The sequence below is a fragment of the Olivibacter domesticus genome, assembly GCF_900109575.1.
GTDB lineage: Bacteria > Bacteroidota > Bacteroidia > Sphingobacteriales > Sphingobacteriaceae > Olivibacter > Olivibacter domesticus.
In genome coordinates, this window is record NZ_FOAF01000006.1 from 245,567 (window position 1) to 261,243 (window position 15,677).

Below are 15,677 nucleotides of genomic sequence, written 5' to 3' on the forward strand. Positions count from 1 at the left end.
GCCTTATTTTACGACATATTGGCAGTGCACAACAAGGTATTAACTGATAGTGAGTGGATAGTAATTATTAAACTATCTGACGGCTCAGATAGTTAGGAGCACTTCTAACTGATGCTTACTAATACCAAAATAGCTTTTCGTTTGCGCTATTTGCTGTCGTATACGTTCTTTTTTATCAAGAGAAATCTCTTTCGTGCGAACGCCAACAATGAGCACATTCTTGGGAGTATGGGCATCTGAAATGAATTCGATTACCTTGGTTTTATAACCAAAATATTCCAGGATCAATGCGCGCAACCCATCTGTCAACATTTCAGCCTGTCGTTCTAGAAAAATGCCATATCTGGTAAGTACCTCAAGTTCATTGGTTACTTTATGCTGCTCCATTTGACGACGGATCTGTTTATGGCAACAGGGTGCCACAACGATGAGTTTAGCTCCGGATTTGATTCCTTGATAAATAGCATCGTCTGTAGCCGTGTCACAGGCATGCAAGGCAATAAGCAGATCAATATTATCGCATCTATAGTCGGCTATGGAGCCTTCCTCAAATGTTAATAAATTGAAACCAGTTTTCTGTGCGATCTTATTACATAAATCAACCAGGTCTTTTCGATACTCAACCCCTGTTATATGTGTTTGTTCGAGCTTTAATACCTGATGCAAGTAATCATAGAGCGCAAAAGTTAAATACCCTTTTCCAGATCCCATATCTACCACGTGCTTAATATGTTCTCCACCAACCTCATTTATTAATGGCCTGAGTAATTCTATATAGTGGTTTATCTGCTTATACTTGTCTTGTGCATTCTTATAAACATTGCCAGCTGCATCGGTAATATTCAAATCATGCAAATATCCTTTTTCGGAAGAGGCTGTAATCGCTCGCTTTTTCTGCTTGTCGTGCACCACATCTGGCCTTTGAATGAAGCTGGGTTTCTCTTTTCTAAGTGCTATTTTTCCCTTATTTTTAAATTGGATGATGCTATCAAATTGGGTGGTAAATAAGGTAGCCATCTTAAAATCATGCTGCAAATAAGAAAGGAGTAAATCTATTCCTTCTTTACGATTATAATTCTTGACGACATCGCGTGTCTTATAGCGGTAGGTAAAAGTCAGCTTCAGTTCACCTTTTAAAAGAACTTCTCTTATATAAATATTTTTGAGCTGCTCTTCTGCACCTTTATAATTTCCCAAAGATAATTTAACAAAAGTTGCTGTTTCAAAGCTATCCTTGAGCAATAATTCAAACTCCTCGATTGGCAATATCATTTATTAAAAATTTTCATTTTAAATGCAAAGGTAGGTATAATCATTTCAATCATAATAGCGCACTATTTATAAAAAAAAATCCCCTACGATTGCAGGGGATTTTCTTTTTTTTGAAAGGAACTAATCTTCCTTTGTTTCTTCGTCTGCCTCTTTTCCACCATCCAACTCATCTTGCCATTTTTTTAGCTCGTCAAGTTTACCATCAGCAGCTAATTTAGCTTGCTCAGGCCAAGTATCAGTAACAGCAGTGTTAAACTGATCGCCAGCTTCCGAAAGGATTGCTTTCAACTCCTCAGCAGTTTTAGCAGCTACATCGCTGAAGCTTACTACGCCCGCCGCAACAAATACCTCAGCAATCTTAGGGCCTACACCTTCAATGATAGTAAGGTCATCACCTTTAGCCGCTTTCTTCGTTCCGCTTGCTTTAGCCTTTGTTTCAACTTTATCAGTCTCTACTTTATCGGCTTCCACTTTATCGGTCGCTTCTACTGCTATCGCTTCAGTTTTCTTCTTACCTGAACGACGACGTGTGGTTTTCTTTTCTACTTTGGCTTCACCTTTTGCATAAATCTCATTATAATCTACCAACTCGATTAGTGCAACTTCAGCGTTATCTCCAGCGCGATTGGCCAGTTTGACAATACGTGTGTAACCGCCCGGGCGATTTGCTACTTTCTCAGAAATTTCGCGGAACAAAATAGTTACCGCCTCTTTATCTTTAACATAGCTAAATACAGTACGACGTGAATGTGTAGTATCATTCTTTGATTTAGTAATCAAAGGTTCTACATAGCTACGTAATGCTCTAGCTTTTGCCAATGTAGTCGTAATACGCTTATGTTTGATAAGCGAAACAGCCATGTTAGACAATAAGGCCTTACGATGGCTATCAGTGCGGCCTAAGTGATTGATTTTTTTTCCGTGTCTCATTTTGTTTTGTTTTGTGCATACCGTCTCCGCATCGTATCGAGCAATGGAGGGAATTATGCAACAGGTCGCTAAATATTAAATAATTTTATTCTTCGTCTAATTTATACTTAGACAGATTCATACCAAAAGACAAGCCCTTTGATTTAACCAGTTCCTGAATCTCAGTAAGTGACTTTTTACCAAAATTTCTGAACTTAAGCATATCTGCCACATCATAAGAAACTAGTTCTGCAAGACTGCGGATATCCGCTGCTTTTAAACAATTCAAAGCCCTTACTGAAAGATCTAGATCAACTAGTTCCGTTTTTAGAATCTTACGCATATGCAAGATCTCTTCATCTACCTCTTTAGTTTCTTCTTTTGTTTGAGACTCTAATAAGATGTTCTCATCGGAGAATAACATAAAGTGATGAATCAAGATTTTAGCAGCTTCTTTCAATGCATCCTCAGGATGGATTGAACCATCCGTAGAAATATCCAATAAAAGTTTTTCGTAATCTGTTTTCTGCTCTACACGAAAGTTCTCAATTGTGTACTTTACATTCTTGATTGGTGTATAGATAGAATCAATTGCTATTACTCCTACTGCTGCATCGGCAACTTTATTTTCTTCAGCATTGATGTAACCACGACCCTTATTTACAGTAAGCTCAACCTCTAAAGTTACGGAGCTTTCCATATTACAGATCACTAAATCAGGATTAAGTACGGTAAAATTGTTAGAATGATTGGTAATATCACCAGCTTTAAATTGATCCTGACCGTTGATGATTACAAAAATCTTCTCAGAATCTCCAGATTCACCTGTCTTTTTGAAACGTACTTGCTTCAAATTTAAGATGATCTCAGTAACATCTTCAACAACACCTGTGATGGTTGAAAATTCATGAGAAACACCAGAGAAACGAACAGAAGTAATTGCATAACCTTCTAGCGAAGATAACAAAATACGGCGTAGAGCATTACCTATGGTTACACCGAAACCCGGCTCTAACGGACGAAATTCAAACGTTCCGTCAAACTCCGTGGATTTTTGCATGATAACTTTATCCGGTTTCTGAAATGCTAAGATTGCCATTTATTTCTAATTAATTATTTGATTGAAATGATTGCTGTATAAACAGGTAAGCAAACCAATAATATGGCATGCTTACTTGCTGCATAGACTATTTAGAATATAATTCGACGATTAATTGTTCCTTGATATTTTCAGGAATTTCATCGCGACTAGGATAGTTTAAGAACTTACCAGTAAGTCCATTAGCATCCCATTCTAACCAGCTATATTTATTTAGTTTTCTACCTGCAACAGAGCTTGAAATAGCTTCCAAAGTCTTTGAACGTTCCCTAACAGCGATAACATCGCCAGGTTTCACGCTAAAAGAAGGAATATTTACTACTGCTCCGTTTACGGTGATATGTTTGTGTCCTACTAATTGACGGGCTCCAGAACGTGTAGGTGCAATACCTAAACGGTAAACCGTATTGTCTAAACGAGCCTCTAAAAATCTAAGCAAATTCTCCCCTGTAATTCCTTCTTTTGCAGAAGCTTTAACAAACAGGTTTGCAAATTGACGCTCCAATACACCGTACGTGTATTTAGCTTTTTGTTTTTCTAGCAACTGAATAGCGTATTCAGATTGCTTTCCACGACGTTTTGAAACACCGTGCATCCCTGGAGGATAATTTTTACGCTCCAATGCTTTATCAGGACCAAAAATTGGTTCTCTGAATCTACGGGCGATTTTGGACTTAGGTCCGGTATATCTTGCCATTTTTTTCTCTTTAAAGTATCATCTAGCCCAAGGCTAGTGAATCTTAGCTTTAAACTCTATTAAATTAAACTCTTCTCCTTTTTGGTGGACGACAACCATTGTGCGGAAGCGGTGTAATATCTTTGATTGAAGTTACTTCAATTCCTTGTGTCTGTAAAGTACGGATAGCCGACTCGCGCCCTGCTCCAGGTCCTTTAACAAACACTTCAACTTTACGCAAACCTAAATCATGCGCCACTTTACCGCAGTCATTGGCAGCTTGAGAAGCTGCATATGGGGTATTCTTTTTAGAACCTTTGAAGCCCATCTTACCAGCAGACGACCAAGAAATCGTTTGACCTTGGTTATTCGTAAGTGTTACGATGATATTATTAAAAGTTGCATTGATATGAGCCTGGCCAACAGGTTCAATCACCACAATACGCTTCTTGGTTACTTTTTTACTTTTAGCCATTGTATTGTATCAATTATTATTTAGTAGCTTTTTTCTTGTTAGCAACAGTCTTACGTTTTCCTTTACGGGTACGTGAGTTGTTTTTAGTACGTTGGCCACGAAGTGGTAAACCTTTACGGTGACGTAAACCACGGTAACAACCAATATCCATTAAACGTTTAATGTTCAACTGCACTTCTGAACGCAATGAACCTTCAACCTTTACACGGTCGTTTATAATGGTACGTATCGCGGTTAACTGATCGTCAGTCCACTCTTGTACTTTTACATCCTCACTGATACCGGCTTCAGCTAAAATACTCTTTGCTGTTGAAAGGCCGATACCAAAAATGTAAGTGAGTCCTATAACTCCTCTTTTGTTTCTTGGTAAATCTATACCTGCTATCCTTGCCATATTATTATTTAATGCGTTTAGTAGGGATAAGGCTTCGGCATAAAGAGTGGGTTTGTCCCACACGCTCCGTCTACAGCCTCAAACCTTTTTTTTTAACCTTGACGTTGTTTATACTTAGGGTTCTTTTTGTTAATCACAAACACTTTACCCTTACGGCGGATGATTTTACAATCTGCGCTACGTTTTTTAATAGATGCTCTAACTTTCATCTCTATAATTATTCGTTGTTTATCCTTTATCAGACTTGAGCCCTCTTGCTCTTGTCTTTTATTTGTTTTAAATCAAGAAGCTACCCATCTTCTGCGTTCCAAAATCATTGTCTAAAGACGATATTCTTTTGCTAAAAATAGATACTATTTGTATCTGTAGGTAATTCTTCCCTTAGTTAAATCATAAGGAGACATTTCTAATTTTACCCGGTCACCTGGTAAGATCTTGATATAATGCATACGCATCTTGCCAGAGATATGTGCAATAATTTCATGTCCGTTTTCTAATTCTACACGAAACATTGCATTAGATAATGCTTCTTTAATGATGCCGTCTTGTTCAATAGAGGCTTGTTTAGCCATATGTTATTGATTATGATATATTTATAAACCCTGCACAAACAGGGATGCAAAGTTAAAAATAAAATTGCTGATTATCAACCTTTTTTATTTAAAACTTCATCAATAAATGAAAATGTAGTCAAAATATCAGGTTCACCTTTGTTTATCGCTACCGTATGCTCAAAATGGGCCGATGGTTTTGCATCAATAGTGCTTACCGTCCAACCATCATCCCAGAACTTTACTCCGGCTTTTCCGAGGTTTATCATGGGCTCAACAGCAATCACCATTCCCCGCTCTAGCTTGTTGCCCTTGCCTCGCTGCCCGTAATTTGGTACTTCGGGCTTCTCATGCAGTTCTATCCCTACGCCGTGCCCAACGAGCTCCTTTACAATTCCGTAGCCATATTCTTGCACATGGTCTTGAACGGCATAAGAGATATCACCTACCCTTTTTCCTACTACTGCCTGTGAAACACCTTTGTATAAACTCTCTTTCGTGACTTTTAGTAACTGCTCCACTTCAGGCCTCAGTTCTCCAACGCCAAAAGTATAAGCCGAATCACTAATATAACCGTTTAATACAACGCCGCCATCAACACTGATGATATCACCATCTTTTAATTCGTATTCGCTTGGAAACCCATGAACGATCTGATCATTCACAGAGATACATAGTGAATAAGGAAAACCATTGTAGTTCAGAAAAGCGGGAGTTCCGCCATTGTCTTGGATAAAGCTAAAAGCCAATTTATCTAAGGCAATGGTTTTTACTCCCGGTTTAATCTCCTTCGCTATTTCTGCCAACGTTCTCGAAAGAACATCTGCGCTTCTTCGGATTAATTCAATTTCTTCTTCTGACTTATATATCAACTTTGCCATGCTGGATGTTATATTGTAGGATCTGCAACACCACTAGTAATGGCAGCACTGCGTCCTTTAACTCTTCCGCTTTTCATTAATCCATCGTAATGACGCATTAACAAATGACTTTCTATTTGCTGAAGGGTATCTAATACTACTCCCACCAAAATTAACAGAGAGGTACCGCCATAGAAATGGGCGAATTGACTATTTACGCCCAACAAACTAGCTATTGCAGGTAAAATCGCAATAATCGCCAAGAATATTGATCCAGGTAAAGTGATTTTTGAAATAACACTGTCTATATACCCACTTGTTGCCAAACCAGGTTTCACTCCTGGTATAAAGCCCCCGTTTTTCTTCATGTCATCCGCCATCTGCTGAGGATTCACCATAATAGCGGTATAGAAAAATGTAAACGCTATAATTAAAAAAGCAAAAGTTACATTATACGCTACTGAAGTAAAATTACTCAACGAAGTTAAAAATGACGATTGAAGATTCGGGAAGAATTGGGCCAAAGTAGTAGGTACAAACATAATTGCCTGCGCAAATATAATAGGCATTACTCCAGCAGAGTTAACCTTCAATGGAATGTACTGACGAACACCACCGTATTGTTTATTGCCAACGATTTTCTTAGCATATTGAACAGGAATCTTCCGAACACCTTGTACAATAAGAATAGTAAATACAACTACGAAAAATAATGCGGCAATTTCAACAATAAATGGAATTAGCCCGCCATGACCATCCATACGAGAAGCCCACTCGCTGATTAATCCACTTGGTAATTGTGCAATGATTCCCACCATAATGATTAACGAAATACCATTACCGATACCTTTGTCTGTTATCTTCTCTCCCAACCACATCACGAACATCGTTCCTGCAGTTAAAATGAATGTACATAAAATAGTAAAGAATGGTTCGTCCATCGTTCTGGCATCTGGGCTAATCTGAGACCTTATATACGCAACGGCTTGAACAAGAGTAATAGCGAGCGTTAGGTAGCGCGTAATCTGTGTCATCTTCTTACGTCCACTTTCGCCCTCTTTTTGTAGTTTCTGAAAATACGGAACGGCAATACCTAATAGTTGAACTACGATTGACGCAGAAATATAAGGCATTACCCCTAACGCAAAAATTGCTGAACGGGAAAACGATCCTCCAGCAAACATATTAAGCAAACCTAGTATTCCATCTTTTGCTTCTTGATTAAGCGAATGTGGATCTACGCCAGGTAGCACTATATGAGAACCTACACGGTAGATCAAAAGAAATAGAAGCGTATTTAAAATACGCGTTCTTAAATCCTCGATCTTCCAAATATTGGTTAAGGTTGTGATTAGCTTCTTCATTTAATTAAAGTTTTACGATCGAACCGCCAGCTGCTTCAATTTGTTTTTGCGCAGTAGCAGAGAATGCATGTGCTTTAACTTCAAGTTTTGTTTTAATTTCCCCGCGACCAAGTATTTTTACTAAATCTTTCTTTGCAACTAATCCATGCTCTATTAATGCACTGAAGTCAATCACTGTTAAATTATATTTTTCAGCTAGACTTTCTAATACATCTAAGTTGATACCCACGTATTCTACACGGTTAGGGTTTTTAAAACCAACTTTAGGTAAGCGACGTTGAAGTGGCATTTGCCCCCCTTCAAAACCAATTTTGGTACTATGTCCTGAACGGGATCCAGCACCTTTATGACCACGAGTTGACGTACCGCCACGACCCGAACCTGTTCCTCGGCCAATGCGTTTTCTACCTTTTACTGAACCTGAAGCAGGTTTTAGATTTGATAAGTTCATGATAATATAAACTTGTTATGTTCCCCTTCGCTTTCACTAATCAGGGTGAACGATTAAAAACTATAAAATTAATTTAACCTAATTGTCATCCCCTATCAGATAACCAACAAAGGGATGACAATTTATTAAAATAATCTTAAATTATAAACTCTCAACGGCTACTAAATGATTAACTTTTCTTACCATACCGATAATGGCAGGTGTAGCCTCTACTTCTACAGATTTACTGATCTTTGTAAGACCTAGCGCTTGCATTGTCTTTTTCTGGCGCTCGCTTCTATCGATGACGCTTTTAATCTGTGTAATTTTAATTTTCGCCATAATGCTTATCCGTTAAATACTTTATTCAAATCAACACCGCGGTTTTGAGCCACTGTATAAGCATCACGCATTTTTGTTAATGCATCGATGGTAGCTTTAACCACATTATGAGGGTTTGAAGATCCTGTAGACTTAGCCAATACGTCTGTAATACCAGCACTTTCTAAGACAGCACGCATCGCACCACCTGCTAAAACACCCGTACCATGAACAGCTGGTTTAATCAGAACAGAACCACCTGAAAATTTACCTAATTGTGCATGCGGAACAGTTCCTTTGATAATTGGAACTTTTACCAAGTTCTTTTTAGCATCATCAACACCTTTGGCAATAGCTTCTGTAACCTCTTTTGCTTTACCTAAGCCGAAACCTACTACGCCGTTCTCATCACCCACAACCACTATAGCTGAGAAACTAAAAGTACGACCACCTTTAGTTACTTTAGCAACACGTTGAATACTTACCAAGCGATCTTTTAATTCGATCTCACTTGATTTTACTCTTTTAATATTATTTACTGACATCTCTCTGTTTTAATTAAAAGTCTAAACCGGCTTCACGTGCACCATCAGCCAGCGATTTAACGCGACCATGATACAAATAACCGTTACGGTCAAAAACTACTTGGTTAATTCCTGCTGCTTTAGCTTTTTCGGCAATTACTTTACCTACAGCTTTAGACTGCTCAATTTTAGTACCACTAGCACTAAAATCTTTTGATGAAGAGGATGCTGAAACGAGGGTTTTACCAGTAACATCATCGATAACTTGTGCATAGATGCCTTTATTGCTTCTATATACTGAAAGACGAGGACGCTCTGAAGAACCAGTCAAACGTTTTCTGATCCCTTTTTTGATTCGCTCTCTGCGAGATAATTTACTTCCTGCCATGATGATTATTTTTTAGCTGATTTACCTGCTTTTCTTCTTAATACTTCACCCGCAAATTTGATACCTTTTCCTTTGTAAGGTTCTGGAGCACGTAACGAACGGATCTTCGCCGCTACTTGTCCAATCAATTGCTTATCGATAGATTCTAAGGTGATTGTTGGGTTTTTACCTTTCTCTGAAGTAGTAGTTACTTTAACCTCCTTAGGTAATACCATTACGATATGGTGGGAATAACCTAATACTAAGTCCAAAGTGCTTCCTTGATGGGTGGCACGGTAACCCACACCAACTAGTTCTTGGGTGGTTTTATATCCTTCAGTAACACCTACAACCATGTTGTTTAACAATGATCTGTATAAACCATGAAGTGATTTATGGTGCTTTTGTTCAGTTGATCTCTTAACAATTAACTGCCCCTCTTCTTGAGACACGGTAATTGCTGAATCTAGTTTTTGTGTTAATTCTCCCTTAGGGCCTTTTACTGTTACCAGGTTCTTATCTGATACGGTAATTGTTACACCAGCGGGGATAGCGATAGGCGCTTTTCCAATTCTTGACATTGTGTGTTTTCCTCCTGATTAATAAACGTAACATAAAACTTCACCACCAATGTTCAGGTTTTTTGCTTCTTTATCTGTCATCACACCTTTTGAGGTAGACAAGATGGCAATCCCTAATCCATTTAAAACACGTGGCATCGTTTCAACACCTGCATACTTTCTTAAACCTGGTTTACTCACACGAGTCAATGTGCGAATAGCAGGAACTTTAGTGATCGGATGATATTTCAAAGCAATTTTAATCACGCCTTGAACATTGCTATCCTCAAACTTATAGTTCGTAATGTAACCTTTGTCAAAAAGAACCTTTGTGATTTCCTTTTTAAGGTTTGATGCAGGAATTTCAACAACCCTGTGGTTGGCCTTGATGGCATTCCTTACTCGTGTAAGGTAATCTGCTATTGAATCTGTATTCATTTGTTATAAATTTGATAGTGGTTTCCTTTACCTCCATGGTAGCAGACCTGCTATCGGTTAATATTCTATATTTTGCAGCTAATAGCTAACAGGTAACAAGTATAATGCTTGTTACCTGTTGAAAAATCTATTATCTTATTTGATAATTACCAAGAAGCTTTTTTCACCCCTGGGATCTTGCCTGCAAGCGCCATTTCACGGAAAGTTACCCTTGAAATGCCGAACTGACGCATATAACCTTTTGGGCGACCTGTTAATTTACAACGATTGTGTAAACGCACAGGAGACGCATTTTTTGGTAATTTATCTAATGCTACGTAATCACCTTCTGCTTTTAAAGCAGCTCGCTTCTCAGCGAATTTGGCAACTAATCTGGCACGTTTTACTTCACGTGCTTTAACTCCTTCTTTAGCCATTAGTTATATTTTGATTTTTGAATGGTAAACCGAATTGTTTAAGCAATTCCAAAGCCTCAACATCTGTGTTAGCTGTGGTAACAAAGGTAATATCCATACCCATAATTTTACTGATTTTATCAATATTTATCTCAGGGAAGATAATTTGTTCTGTTACGCCAAGGGTATAATTACCACGGCCATCAAAACCTTTGTCGTTGATACCTTTAAAATCACGAATACGTGGTAGTGCGACAGCGATTAAGCGATCTAAAAATTCATACATTTTACTATCACGTAAAGTCACATGTACACCTACTGGCATACCTTTACGCAATTTAAAGTTTGAAATATCTTTTTTAGATTTAGCTGCTACTGCTTGCTGACCAGTAATAGTTGTCATTTCATTGAGAGCGGTTTCAATCAACTTTTTGTCGGTAGTAGCACCACCAACACCTTGGTTTACTGAAATCTTCACCAATTTAGGCACCTGCATAACACTTTTATACTGAAATTTATCTTTCAGCGCAGTACGAATTTCTTCTTTGTACTTCGTTTTTAATCTTGGTATGTAAGTCATTACTTAATCTCCTCCCCTGATTTTTTAGCCACACGTACTAACTTACCTTCGCTATTTTTCTGACGTCCTACACGGCTTGTTTTTCCGGATTTAGGATCGATTAATGCTAAGTTAGAAATGTGAATAGGTGCTTCTTTTTTAATAATACCACCGTTAGGATTGGCTGCATTAGGTTTAGTATGTTTAGACACCATATTTGCGCCTTCAACAATAGCACGATTTTTTGCTATAATTACCTCTAAAACCTTACCTTGTGTTCCTTTCGAATCACCGGCAATAACCTGTACCAAATCGCCTTTACGGATTTTTAATTTAACTTGTCCCATTTTTATAAAACCTCCGGTGCTAATGATACAATTTTCATGAACTGTTTTTCACGAAGCTCTCTAGCAACTGGGCCAAAGATACGTGTACCACGTGGTTCATCCTGATTATTTAACAATACAGCTGCATTGTCATCAAAACGAATATAAGAACCATCTTTACGACGAACCTCTTTCTTTGTTCTAACAACTACAGCTTTAGAAACTGTTCCTTTTTTAATATTTCCGGAAGGGATAGCACTTTTCACGGTTACAACAATCTTGTCGCCCAATGATGCATAACGCTTACCGGTACCGCCCAACACACGGATTACTAAAACTTCTTTAGCTCCACTGTTGTCGGCAACTGTTAGTCTTGATTCCTGTTGTACCATGTTACTTAGCCCTTTCTAAAATTTCAACTAATCTCCAGTTTTTAGTTTTACTCAGCGGACGCGTTTCCATAATCAACACCTTATCGCCGATACCGCAGGTGTTCTCTTCGTCATGAGCTTTAAATTTGGTAGTTTTCTTAACGAACTTACCATAGATAGGGTGTTTCACTTTACGCTCAACAGTCACTACTATAGATTTATTCATTTTATTGCTAACTACCAAGCCGATTCTTGTTTTTCTTAAATTTCTTTCCATTTCGACTTAAATTATTGTGCTTCAGCGGCTGTTTCAGATACTTCTTTAGCTTCTGCGTTTTTACGTGCAGATAACTCAGTATTTAAACGAGCAATTAATTTTCTAGCTGCTTTAATCCGCAATGGATTTTCAATAGCAGAAACAGCATGAGCAAATTTCAACTTGTTAAGGCTAGCTTTCTCTTCCGAGATACGAGCTATGATATCCTTTTTTGATAGTTCTAAGATTTCTGAATTCTTCATTTTCTTATTTCAGTATAATTGTCTACTCCTTTTTGTTGTTCTTTTATGACGGTTTCCCGTTTATAAAATATTGTGGGCCCGGTAACGGCAGGCCCACCAACAAATGGTGGGCTAGACGATTTATGCTTCTACGTAATCTCTACGTATAACAAACTTGGTTTGTACCGGCAATTTTTGAGCAGCTAAACGTAAAGCTTCCTTTGCAACTTCTAAAGGAACGCCTTCTGCTTCAAATAACATACGGCCTGGACGCACTACTGCTACCCAGTATTCTGGAGCACCTTTACCTTTACCCATACGAACCTCTGCAGGTTTCTTTGTTACGGGTTTATCAGGAAAGATACGAATCCAAACTTGACCTTCACGTTTCATATAGCGGGTTACCGCAATACGAGCCGCTTCAATCTGACGGCTGGTAATCCAAGCCGGCTCTAATGATTTTATTCCGAAAGATCCGAAAGCTAACTCAGCACCACGTCCGGTATTACCCTTCATGCGGCCTTTCTGCATCTTTCTGAACTTCGTTCTTTTTGGCTGTAACATTGTCTTAAAAATGATTAATCAACACTGCTCTATCAGCAGTACTTCATGATACCTAAAATTAGTTTTTTCCTTTACCGGCTCCGCCACCACGGTTATTTCCGCCACGTCCACCACCGCTATTACGACGATCATTTCTTCCACCGCCGCCTCTGCGTTCGTTACCTGGTCTGCCACCACGATCTCCACCACCGAAATTACCGGCACCTTCGCCGCCTCTTCCTTTCACATTACCTTGCCCTACGTTTGGAGATAAATCGCGTTTACCGTAAACTTCACCTTTACAAATCCATACTTTAACACCTATTTTACCATAGGTAGTATGTGCTTCTGCCAACGCATAGTCAATATCAGCACGAAAAGTATGTAAAGGAATTCTGCCTTCTTTGTATTGCTCGGTACGTGCCATTTCAGCACCACCTAAACGGCCAGAACACATAATTTTGATACCTTCTGCCCCCATGCGCATAGTAGATGCTATGGTTGTTTTCATCGCACGACGGAAAGATATACGAGCTTCTAATTGCTTTGCTACACCGTCTGCCACTAGTTGAGCATCTAATTCAGGGCGTTTGATTTCAAATATGTTTATTTGAACATCTTTCTTCGTTAGCTTTTTAAGCTCTTCTTTGATTTTATCAACTTCCTGACCGCCTTTACCGATTACAATACCCGGACGTGCCGTATGTATCGTTACAGTAATGCGTTTTAATGTACGCTCGATAACAACCTTTGCTACGCCACCTTTAGCGATACGAACAGAAAGATATTTTCTGATCTTCTCGTCTTCAACTAATTTATCGGAGTAGTTGTTGCCACCGAACCAGTTAGAATCCCAACCTTTGATGATTCCTAATCTGTTACCTATTGGATGTGCTTTTTGTCCCATTTCTCCTAATTAGTTTGTGGTTCAGTAGTTTTGCTGTCTACAACAATGGTTACGTGATTAGAACGCTTACGTATTCTATAGCCACGACCTTGTGGTGCAGGTCTTAATCTTTTTAATTGACGACCGCCTCCAACAGAAACTTCTTTTACATAAAGTCCGCTGTCTTCAACGCGCTTATCTTCGTTGCTAGCTTCCCAGTTTTTGATAGCTGATAACAATAATTTTTCAACTCTACCGGCAGCTTCTTTGTTTGTATATTTCAAAATATACAAAGCTTTCTCAACTTTTTCTCCTCTGATAAGATCAACTACCAAACGCATTTTACGTGGAGACGTAGGGCAGTTTAATAATTTGGCAGTAGAAGCGCCACCCTTCTGTGCCTGCTCTTTCCGTTCTCTTATCAGTACAGATTTTTTCTTCTTTACGTTATTTGTTGCTTCCATTGCCTATTATTTTTTCTTTTCAGCGTGACCTCTAAATGTTCTGGTTGGAGCAAACTCTCCTAATTTATGGCCAACCATATTTTCGGTTACATACACCGGAATAAATTTATTTCCGTTATGAACTGCGAAGGTATGACCAACAAAGTCAGGAGAAATCATAGATCTACGCGACCAGGTTTTAACTACTGACTTCTTACTGGTTTCATTCATAGAAAGAACTTTTCTCTCTAAGTTATGATCGATATAAGGACCTTTTTTAATTGAACGAGCCATTATTTTTTCCTTCTCTCAATGATGTAACGATTCGATGTTTTCTTCTTATAACGGGTTTTATAGCCTTTAGCTAATAAACCTGTGCGTGAGCGTGGGTGACCTCCTGATGCTCTACCTTCACCACCTCCCATAGGGTGATCTACCGGGTTCATGGCAACACCACGAACGCGAGGACGACGGCCTAACCAACGTTTTCTACCTGCTTTACCCAACACTTGGTTAGCTTTTTCAGCGTTAGAAACCGCTCCGATAGTAGCAACACAAGTCGCTAATATCATCCTAGTTTCGCTTGAAGGTAATTTGATAATTGCATATTTGCCGTCGCGTGCAGAAAGCTGTGCATATGTACCAGCACTACGCGCAATAGATCCACCTTGTCCAGGGTTCAATTCAATGTTATGAATAATTGAACCTAAAGGAATATTCTTTAATGGAAGCGTATTACCTACTTCCGGAGCAACTTGCTCACCAGCTATAATTGTCTGGCCAACTTTTAAGCCTTCTGGAGCAATGATATAACGTTTTTCACCATCAGCATAGTTTAACAAAGCTATGCGTGCGGTACGATTTGGATCATACTCTATAGTAGCTACTTTTGCGGGGATATCTTTTTTATCGCGTTTGAAATCTATCAATCGGTATGCTTTTTTATGCCCCCCACCGAGATAACGCATAGTCATTTTACCGGTATTATTTCTACCACCTGACTTTTTGATTTTCACAACTAATGATTTTTCAGGAACATTAGTTGTTACATCGCTATAGTCAGCACCTACTCTAAAACGAGTGCCTGGGGTAACCGGTTTGAATCTTTTAACTGCCATTTTTTATTATATAGTACTGTAAAAGTCAATAGTTTCACCATCTTTTAATGTAATGATGGCCTTCTTATATTTAGGAGCACGGCCTGTGACATTACCTGCTTTTGTGTAACGGCTTTTAGTTTTTCCTGTAATCACCATCGTGTTTACAGATTCAACATTAACACCGAACATTTGTTCAACTGCAGCTTTAATCTCAATTTTATTAGCTCTGTGATCCACTTTAAAAGCATAGCGATTTGACTTTTCAGTTAAAATCGAAGCTTTCTCTGTTAATACGGGTTTCTTTAAAATCTCCATG

Annotated in this window: 27 protein-coding genes and 1 pseudogene; all 28 read right to left on the reverse strand. The window is 38.6% G+C overall.

The genetic code is table 11. The features are described 5' to 3' along the window. Positions 1-84: 84 nt before the first annotated feature. The gene (locus BMY50_RS19990) at positions 85-1,272 is read right to left on the reverse strand and encodes a class I SAM-dependent methyltransferase (protein ID WP_093328074.1); all 1,188 of its coding nucleotides are present in this window, start codon (positions 1,270-1,272) and stop codon (positions 85-87) included. 480 nt (positions 1,273-1,752) lie between these two features. Next, positions 1,753-2,202, reverse strand: a pseudogene (rplQ, locus tag BMY50_RS28500) (50S ribosomal protein L17); the annotation flags it as partial. 85 nt (positions 2,203-2,287) lie between these two features. Further along, entirely contained in the window at positions 2,288-3,280 is a 993-nt protein-coding gene (locus BMY50_RS20000) for a DNA-directed RNA polymerase subunit alpha (protein ID WP_093328080.1), read from the reverse strand. Positions 3,281-3,368: 88 nt separating this feature from the next. Then, positions 3,369-3,977 (reverse strand): 30S ribosomal protein S4, encoded by a 609-nt coding sequence (rpsD, locus tag BMY50_RS20005; protein WP_093328084.1) that lies wholly within the window; start codon positions 3,975-3,977, stop codon positions 3,369-3,371. Between the two features lie 64 nt (positions 3,978-4,041). Beyond that, positions 4,042-4,431, reverse strand: coding sequence for a 30S ribosomal protein S11 (gene rpsK / locus BMY50_RS20010; RefSeq protein ID WP_093328087.1), 390 nt, complete (start codon positions 4,429-4,431; stop codon positions 4,042-4,044). Between the two features lie 16 nt (positions 4,432-4,447). Further along, positions 4,448-4,825: a 30S ribosomal protein S13 gene (rpsM, locus tag BMY50_RS20015; protein WP_093328226.1), complete on the reverse strand. Its 378-nt coding sequence runs from the start codon at positions 4,823-4,825 to the stop codon at positions 4,448-4,450. A gap of 92 nt (positions 4,826-4,917) precedes the next feature. After that, positions 4,918-5,034: a 50S ribosomal protein L36 gene (gene rpmJ / locus BMY50_RS20020; RefSeq protein ID WP_038702005.1), complete on the reverse strand. Its 117-nt coding sequence runs from the start codon at positions 5,032-5,034 to the stop codon at positions 4,918-4,920. A gap of 144 nt (positions 5,035-5,178) precedes the next feature. Further along, positions 5,179-5,397, reverse strand: coding sequence for a translation initiation factor IF-1 (gene infA / locus BMY50_RS20025; RefSeq protein WP_093328090.1), 219 nt, complete (start codon positions 5,395-5,397; stop codon positions 5,179-5,181). A gap of 74 nt (positions 5,398-5,471) precedes the next feature. After that, entirely contained in the window at positions 5,472-6,257 is a 786-nt protein-coding gene (gene map / locus BMY50_RS20030) for a type I methionyl aminopeptidase (protein ID WP_093328092.1), read from the reverse strand. Between the two features lie 8 nt (positions 6,258-6,265). Then, a complete protein-coding gene (secY, locus tag BMY50_RS20035) occupies positions 6,266-7,600 on the reverse strand; it encodes a preprotein translocase subunit SecY (RefSeq protein ID WP_093328095.1) in 1,335 nt (444 codons plus the stop codon). 4 nt (positions 7,601-7,604) lie between these two features. Beyond that, on the reverse strand, positions 7,605-8,051 hold the full coding sequence (rplO, locus tag BMY50_RS20040; protein WP_093328097.1) for a 50S ribosomal protein L15: 447 nt from the start codon (positions 8,049-8,051) through the stop codon (positions 7,605-7,607). Positions 8,052-8,192: 141 nt separating this feature from the next. Further along, complete coding sequence (gene rpmD, locus BMY50_RS20045) at positions 8,193-8,372, reverse strand: 50S ribosomal protein L30 (RefSeq protein ID WP_093328099.1); 180 nt, start codon at positions 8,370-8,372, stop codon at positions 8,193-8,195. Positions 8,373-8,377: 5 nt separating this feature from the next. Then, positions 8,378-8,896: a 30S ribosomal protein S5 gene (rpsE, locus tag BMY50_RS20050; protein WP_093328101.1), complete on the reverse strand. Its 519-nt coding sequence runs from the start codon at positions 8,894-8,896 to the stop codon at positions 8,378-8,380. 13 nt (positions 8,897-8,909) lie between these two features. Next, the gene (rplR, locus tag BMY50_RS20055; RefSeq protein ID WP_093328105.1) at positions 8,910-9,263 is read right to left on the reverse strand and encodes a 50S ribosomal protein L18; all 354 of its coding nucleotides are present in this window, start codon (positions 9,261-9,263) and stop codon (positions 8,910-8,912) included. A 5-nt stretch (positions 9,264-9,268) separates the two neighbouring features. After that, positions 9,269-9,823 carry a 50S ribosomal protein L6 gene (gene rplF, locus BMY50_RS20060; RefSeq protein WP_093328107.1) on the reverse strand — a complete coding sequence of 185 codons (555 nt, stop codon included), beginning with the start codon at positions 9,821-9,823 and terminating at the stop codon, positions 9,269-9,271. Positions 9,824-9,841: 18 nt separating this feature from the next. After that, positions 9,842-10,240 carry a 30S ribosomal protein S8 gene (gene rpsH, locus BMY50_RS20065; protein WP_093328110.1) on the reverse strand — a complete coding sequence of 133 codons (399 nt, stop codon included), beginning with the start codon at positions 10,238-10,240 and terminating at the stop codon, positions 9,842-9,844. A 146-nt stretch (positions 10,241-10,386) separates the two neighbouring features. After that, a complete protein-coding gene (rpsN, locus tag BMY50_RS20070) occupies positions 10,387-10,656 on the reverse strand; it encodes a 30S ribosomal protein S14 (protein WP_093328112.1) in 270 nt (89 codons plus the stop codon). Next, positions 10,649-11,215, reverse strand: a complete 567-nt coding sequence (gene rplE / locus BMY50_RS20075; RefSeq protein WP_093328115.1) for a 50S ribosomal protein L5 — start codon at positions 11,213-11,215, stop codon at positions 10,649-10,651. Before rplE ends, rpsN begins: the two co-directional genes overlap by 8 nt. Further along, entirely contained in the window at positions 11,215-11,541 is a 327-nt protein-coding gene (gene rplX / locus BMY50_RS20080; protein WP_093328117.1) for a 50S ribosomal protein L24, read from the reverse strand. Before rplX ends, rplE begins: the two co-directional genes overlap by 1 nt. Before the next feature lie 2 nt (positions 11,542-11,543). Beyond that, a complete protein-coding gene (gene rplN / locus BMY50_RS20085; RefSeq protein ID WP_093328119.1) occupies positions 11,544-11,912 on the reverse strand; it encodes a 50S ribosomal protein L14 in 369 nt (122 codons plus the stop codon). Between the two features lies 1 nt (position 11,913). Continuing rightward, complete coding sequence (gene rpsQ / locus BMY50_RS20090) at positions 11,914-12,168, reverse strand: 30S ribosomal protein S17 (protein ID WP_093328121.1); 255 nt, start codon at positions 12,166-12,168, stop codon at positions 11,914-11,916. 11 nt (positions 12,169-12,179) lie between these two features. Further along, positions 12,180-12,410: a 50S ribosomal protein L29 gene (rpmC, locus tag BMY50_RS20095; RefSeq protein WP_093328123.1), complete on the reverse strand. Its 231-nt coding sequence runs from the start codon at positions 12,408-12,410 to the stop codon at positions 12,180-12,182. A 120-nt stretch (positions 12,411-12,530) separates the two neighbouring features. Beyond that, positions 12,531-12,953: a 50S ribosomal protein L16 gene (gene rplP / locus BMY50_RS20100; RefSeq protein WP_093328126.1), complete on the reverse strand. Its 423-nt coding sequence runs from the start codon at positions 12,951-12,953 to the stop codon at positions 12,531-12,533. Positions 12,954-13,011: 58 nt separating this feature from the next. Continuing rightward, a complete protein-coding gene (gene rpsC, locus BMY50_RS20105; RefSeq protein WP_093328129.1) occupies positions 13,012-13,839 on the reverse strand; it encodes a 30S ribosomal protein S3 in 828 nt (275 codons plus the stop codon). A gap of 5 nt (positions 13,840-13,844) precedes the next feature. Beyond that, on the reverse strand, positions 13,845-14,282 hold the full coding sequence (gene rplV, locus BMY50_RS20110) for a 50S ribosomal protein L22 (RefSeq protein WP_093328131.1): 438 nt from the start codon (positions 14,280-14,282) through the stop codon (positions 13,845-13,847). A 6-nt stretch (positions 14,283-14,288) separates the two neighbouring features. Further along, positions 14,289-14,555, reverse strand: coding sequence for a 30S ribosomal protein S19 (rpsS, locus tag BMY50_RS20115; RefSeq protein ID WP_093328134.1), 267 nt, complete (start codon positions 14,553-14,555; stop codon positions 14,289-14,291). Beyond that, positions 14,555-15,379 carry a 50S ribosomal protein L2 gene (gene rplB, locus BMY50_RS20120; RefSeq protein WP_093328137.1) on the reverse strand — a complete coding sequence of 275 codons (825 nt, stop codon included), beginning with the start codon at positions 15,377-15,379 and terminating at the stop codon, positions 14,555-14,557. Before rplB ends, rpsS begins: the two co-directional genes overlap by 1 nt. Positions 15,380-15,385: 6 nt before the next feature. Then, entirely contained in the window at positions 15,386-15,676 is a 291-nt protein-coding gene (gene rplW / locus BMY50_RS20125; RefSeq protein WP_093328140.1) for a 50S ribosomal protein L23, read from the reverse strand. Position 15,677 lies beyond the last annotated feature (1 nt).

Coding starts and splice junctions, on each gene's coding strand:
- BMY50_RS19990 (WP_093328074.1), bottom strand. CDS start 1,272: ATGATATTGCCAATCGAGGAGTTTGAATTATTGCTCAAGGATAGCTTT.
- BMY50_RS20000 (WP_093328080.1), bottom strand. CDS start 3,280: ATGGCAATCTTAGCATTTCAGAAACCGGATAAAGTTATCATGCAAAAA.
- rpsD (WP_093328084.1), bottom strand. CDS start 3,977: ATGGCAAGATATACCGGACCTAAGTCCAAAATCGCCCGTAGATTCAGA.
- rpsK (WP_093328087.1), bottom strand. CDS start 4,431: ATGGCTAAAAGTAAAAAAGTAACCAAGAAGCGTATTGTGGTGATTGAA.
- rpsM (WP_093328226.1), bottom strand. CDS start 4,825: ATGGCAAGGATAGCAGGTATAGATTTACCAAGAAACAAAAGAGGAGTT.
- rpmJ (WP_038702005.1), bottom strand. CDS start 5,034: ATGAAAGTTAGAGCATCTATTAAAAAACGTAGCGCAGATTGTAAAATC.
- infA (WP_093328090.1), bottom strand. CDS start 5,397: ATGGCTAAACAAGCCTCTATTGAACAAGACGGCATCATTAAAGAAGCA.
- map (WP_093328092.1), bottom strand. CDS start 6,257: ATGGCAAAGTTGATATATAAGTCAGAAGAAGAAATTGAATTAATCCGA.
- secY (WP_093328095.1), bottom strand. CDS start 7,600: ATGAAGAAGCTAATCACAACCTTAACCAATATTTGGAAGATCGAGGAT.
- rplO (WP_093328097.1), bottom strand. CDS start 8,051: ATGAACTTATCAAATCTAAAACCTGCTTCAGGTTCAGTAAAAGGTAGA.
- rpmD (WP_093328099.1), bottom strand. CDS start 8,372: ATGGCGAAAATTAAAATTACACAGATTAAAAGCGTCATCGATAGAAGC.
- rpsE (WP_093328101.1), bottom strand. CDS start 8,896: ATGTCAGTAAATAATATTAAAAGAGTAAAATCAAGTGAGATCGAATTA.
- rplR (WP_093328105.1), bottom strand. CDS start 9,263: ATGGCAGGAAGTAAATTATCTCGCAGAGAGCGAATCAAAAAAGGGATC.
- rplF (WP_093328107.1), bottom strand. CDS start 9,823: ATGTCAAGAATTGGAAAAGCGCCTATCGCTATCCCCGCTGGTGTAACA.
- rpsH (WP_093328110.1), bottom strand. CDS start 10,240: ATGAATACAGATTCAATAGCAGATTACCTTACACGAGTAAGGAATGCC.
- rpsN (WP_093328112.1), bottom strand. CDS start 10,656: ATGGCTAAAGAAGGAGTTAAAGCACGTGAAGTAAAACGTGCCAGATTA.
- rplE (WP_093328115.1), bottom strand. CDS start 11,215: ATGACTTACATACCAAGATTAAAAACGAAGTACAAAGAAGAAATTCGT.
- rplX (WP_093328117.1), bottom strand. CDS start 11,541: ATGGGACAAGTTAAATTAAAAATCCGTAAAGGCGATTTGGTACAGGTT.
- rplN (WP_093328119.1), bottom strand. CDS start 11,912: ATGGTACAACAGGAATCAAGACTAACAGTTGCCGACAACAGTGGAGCT.
- rpsQ (WP_093328121.1), bottom strand. CDS start 12,168: ATGGAAAGAAATTTAAGAAAAACAAGAATCGGCTTGGTAGTTAGCAAT.
- rpmC (WP_093328123.1), bottom strand. CDS start 12,410: ATGAAGAATTCAGAAATCTTAGAACTATCAAAAAAGGATATCATAGCT.
- rplP (WP_093328126.1), bottom strand. CDS start 12,953: ATGTTACAGCCAAAAAGAACGAAGTTCAGAAAGATGCAGAAAGGCCGC.
- rpsC (WP_093328129.1), bottom strand. CDS start 13,839: ATGGGACAAAAAGCACATCCAATAGGTAACAGATTAGGAATCATCAAA.
- rplV (WP_093328131.1), bottom strand. CDS start 14,282: ATGGAAGCAACAAATAACGTAAAGAAGAAAAAATCTGTACTGATAAGA.
- rpsS (WP_093328134.1), bottom strand. CDS start 14,555: ATGGCTCGTTCAATTAAAAAAGGTCCTTATATCGATCATAACTTAGAG.
- rplB (WP_093328137.1), bottom strand. CDS start 15,379: ATGGCAGTTAAAAGATTCAAACCGGTTACCCCAGGCACTCGTTTTAGA.
- rplW (WP_093328140.1), bottom strand. CDS start 15,676: ATGGAGATTTTAAAGAAACCCGTATTAACAGAGAAAGCTTCGATTTTA.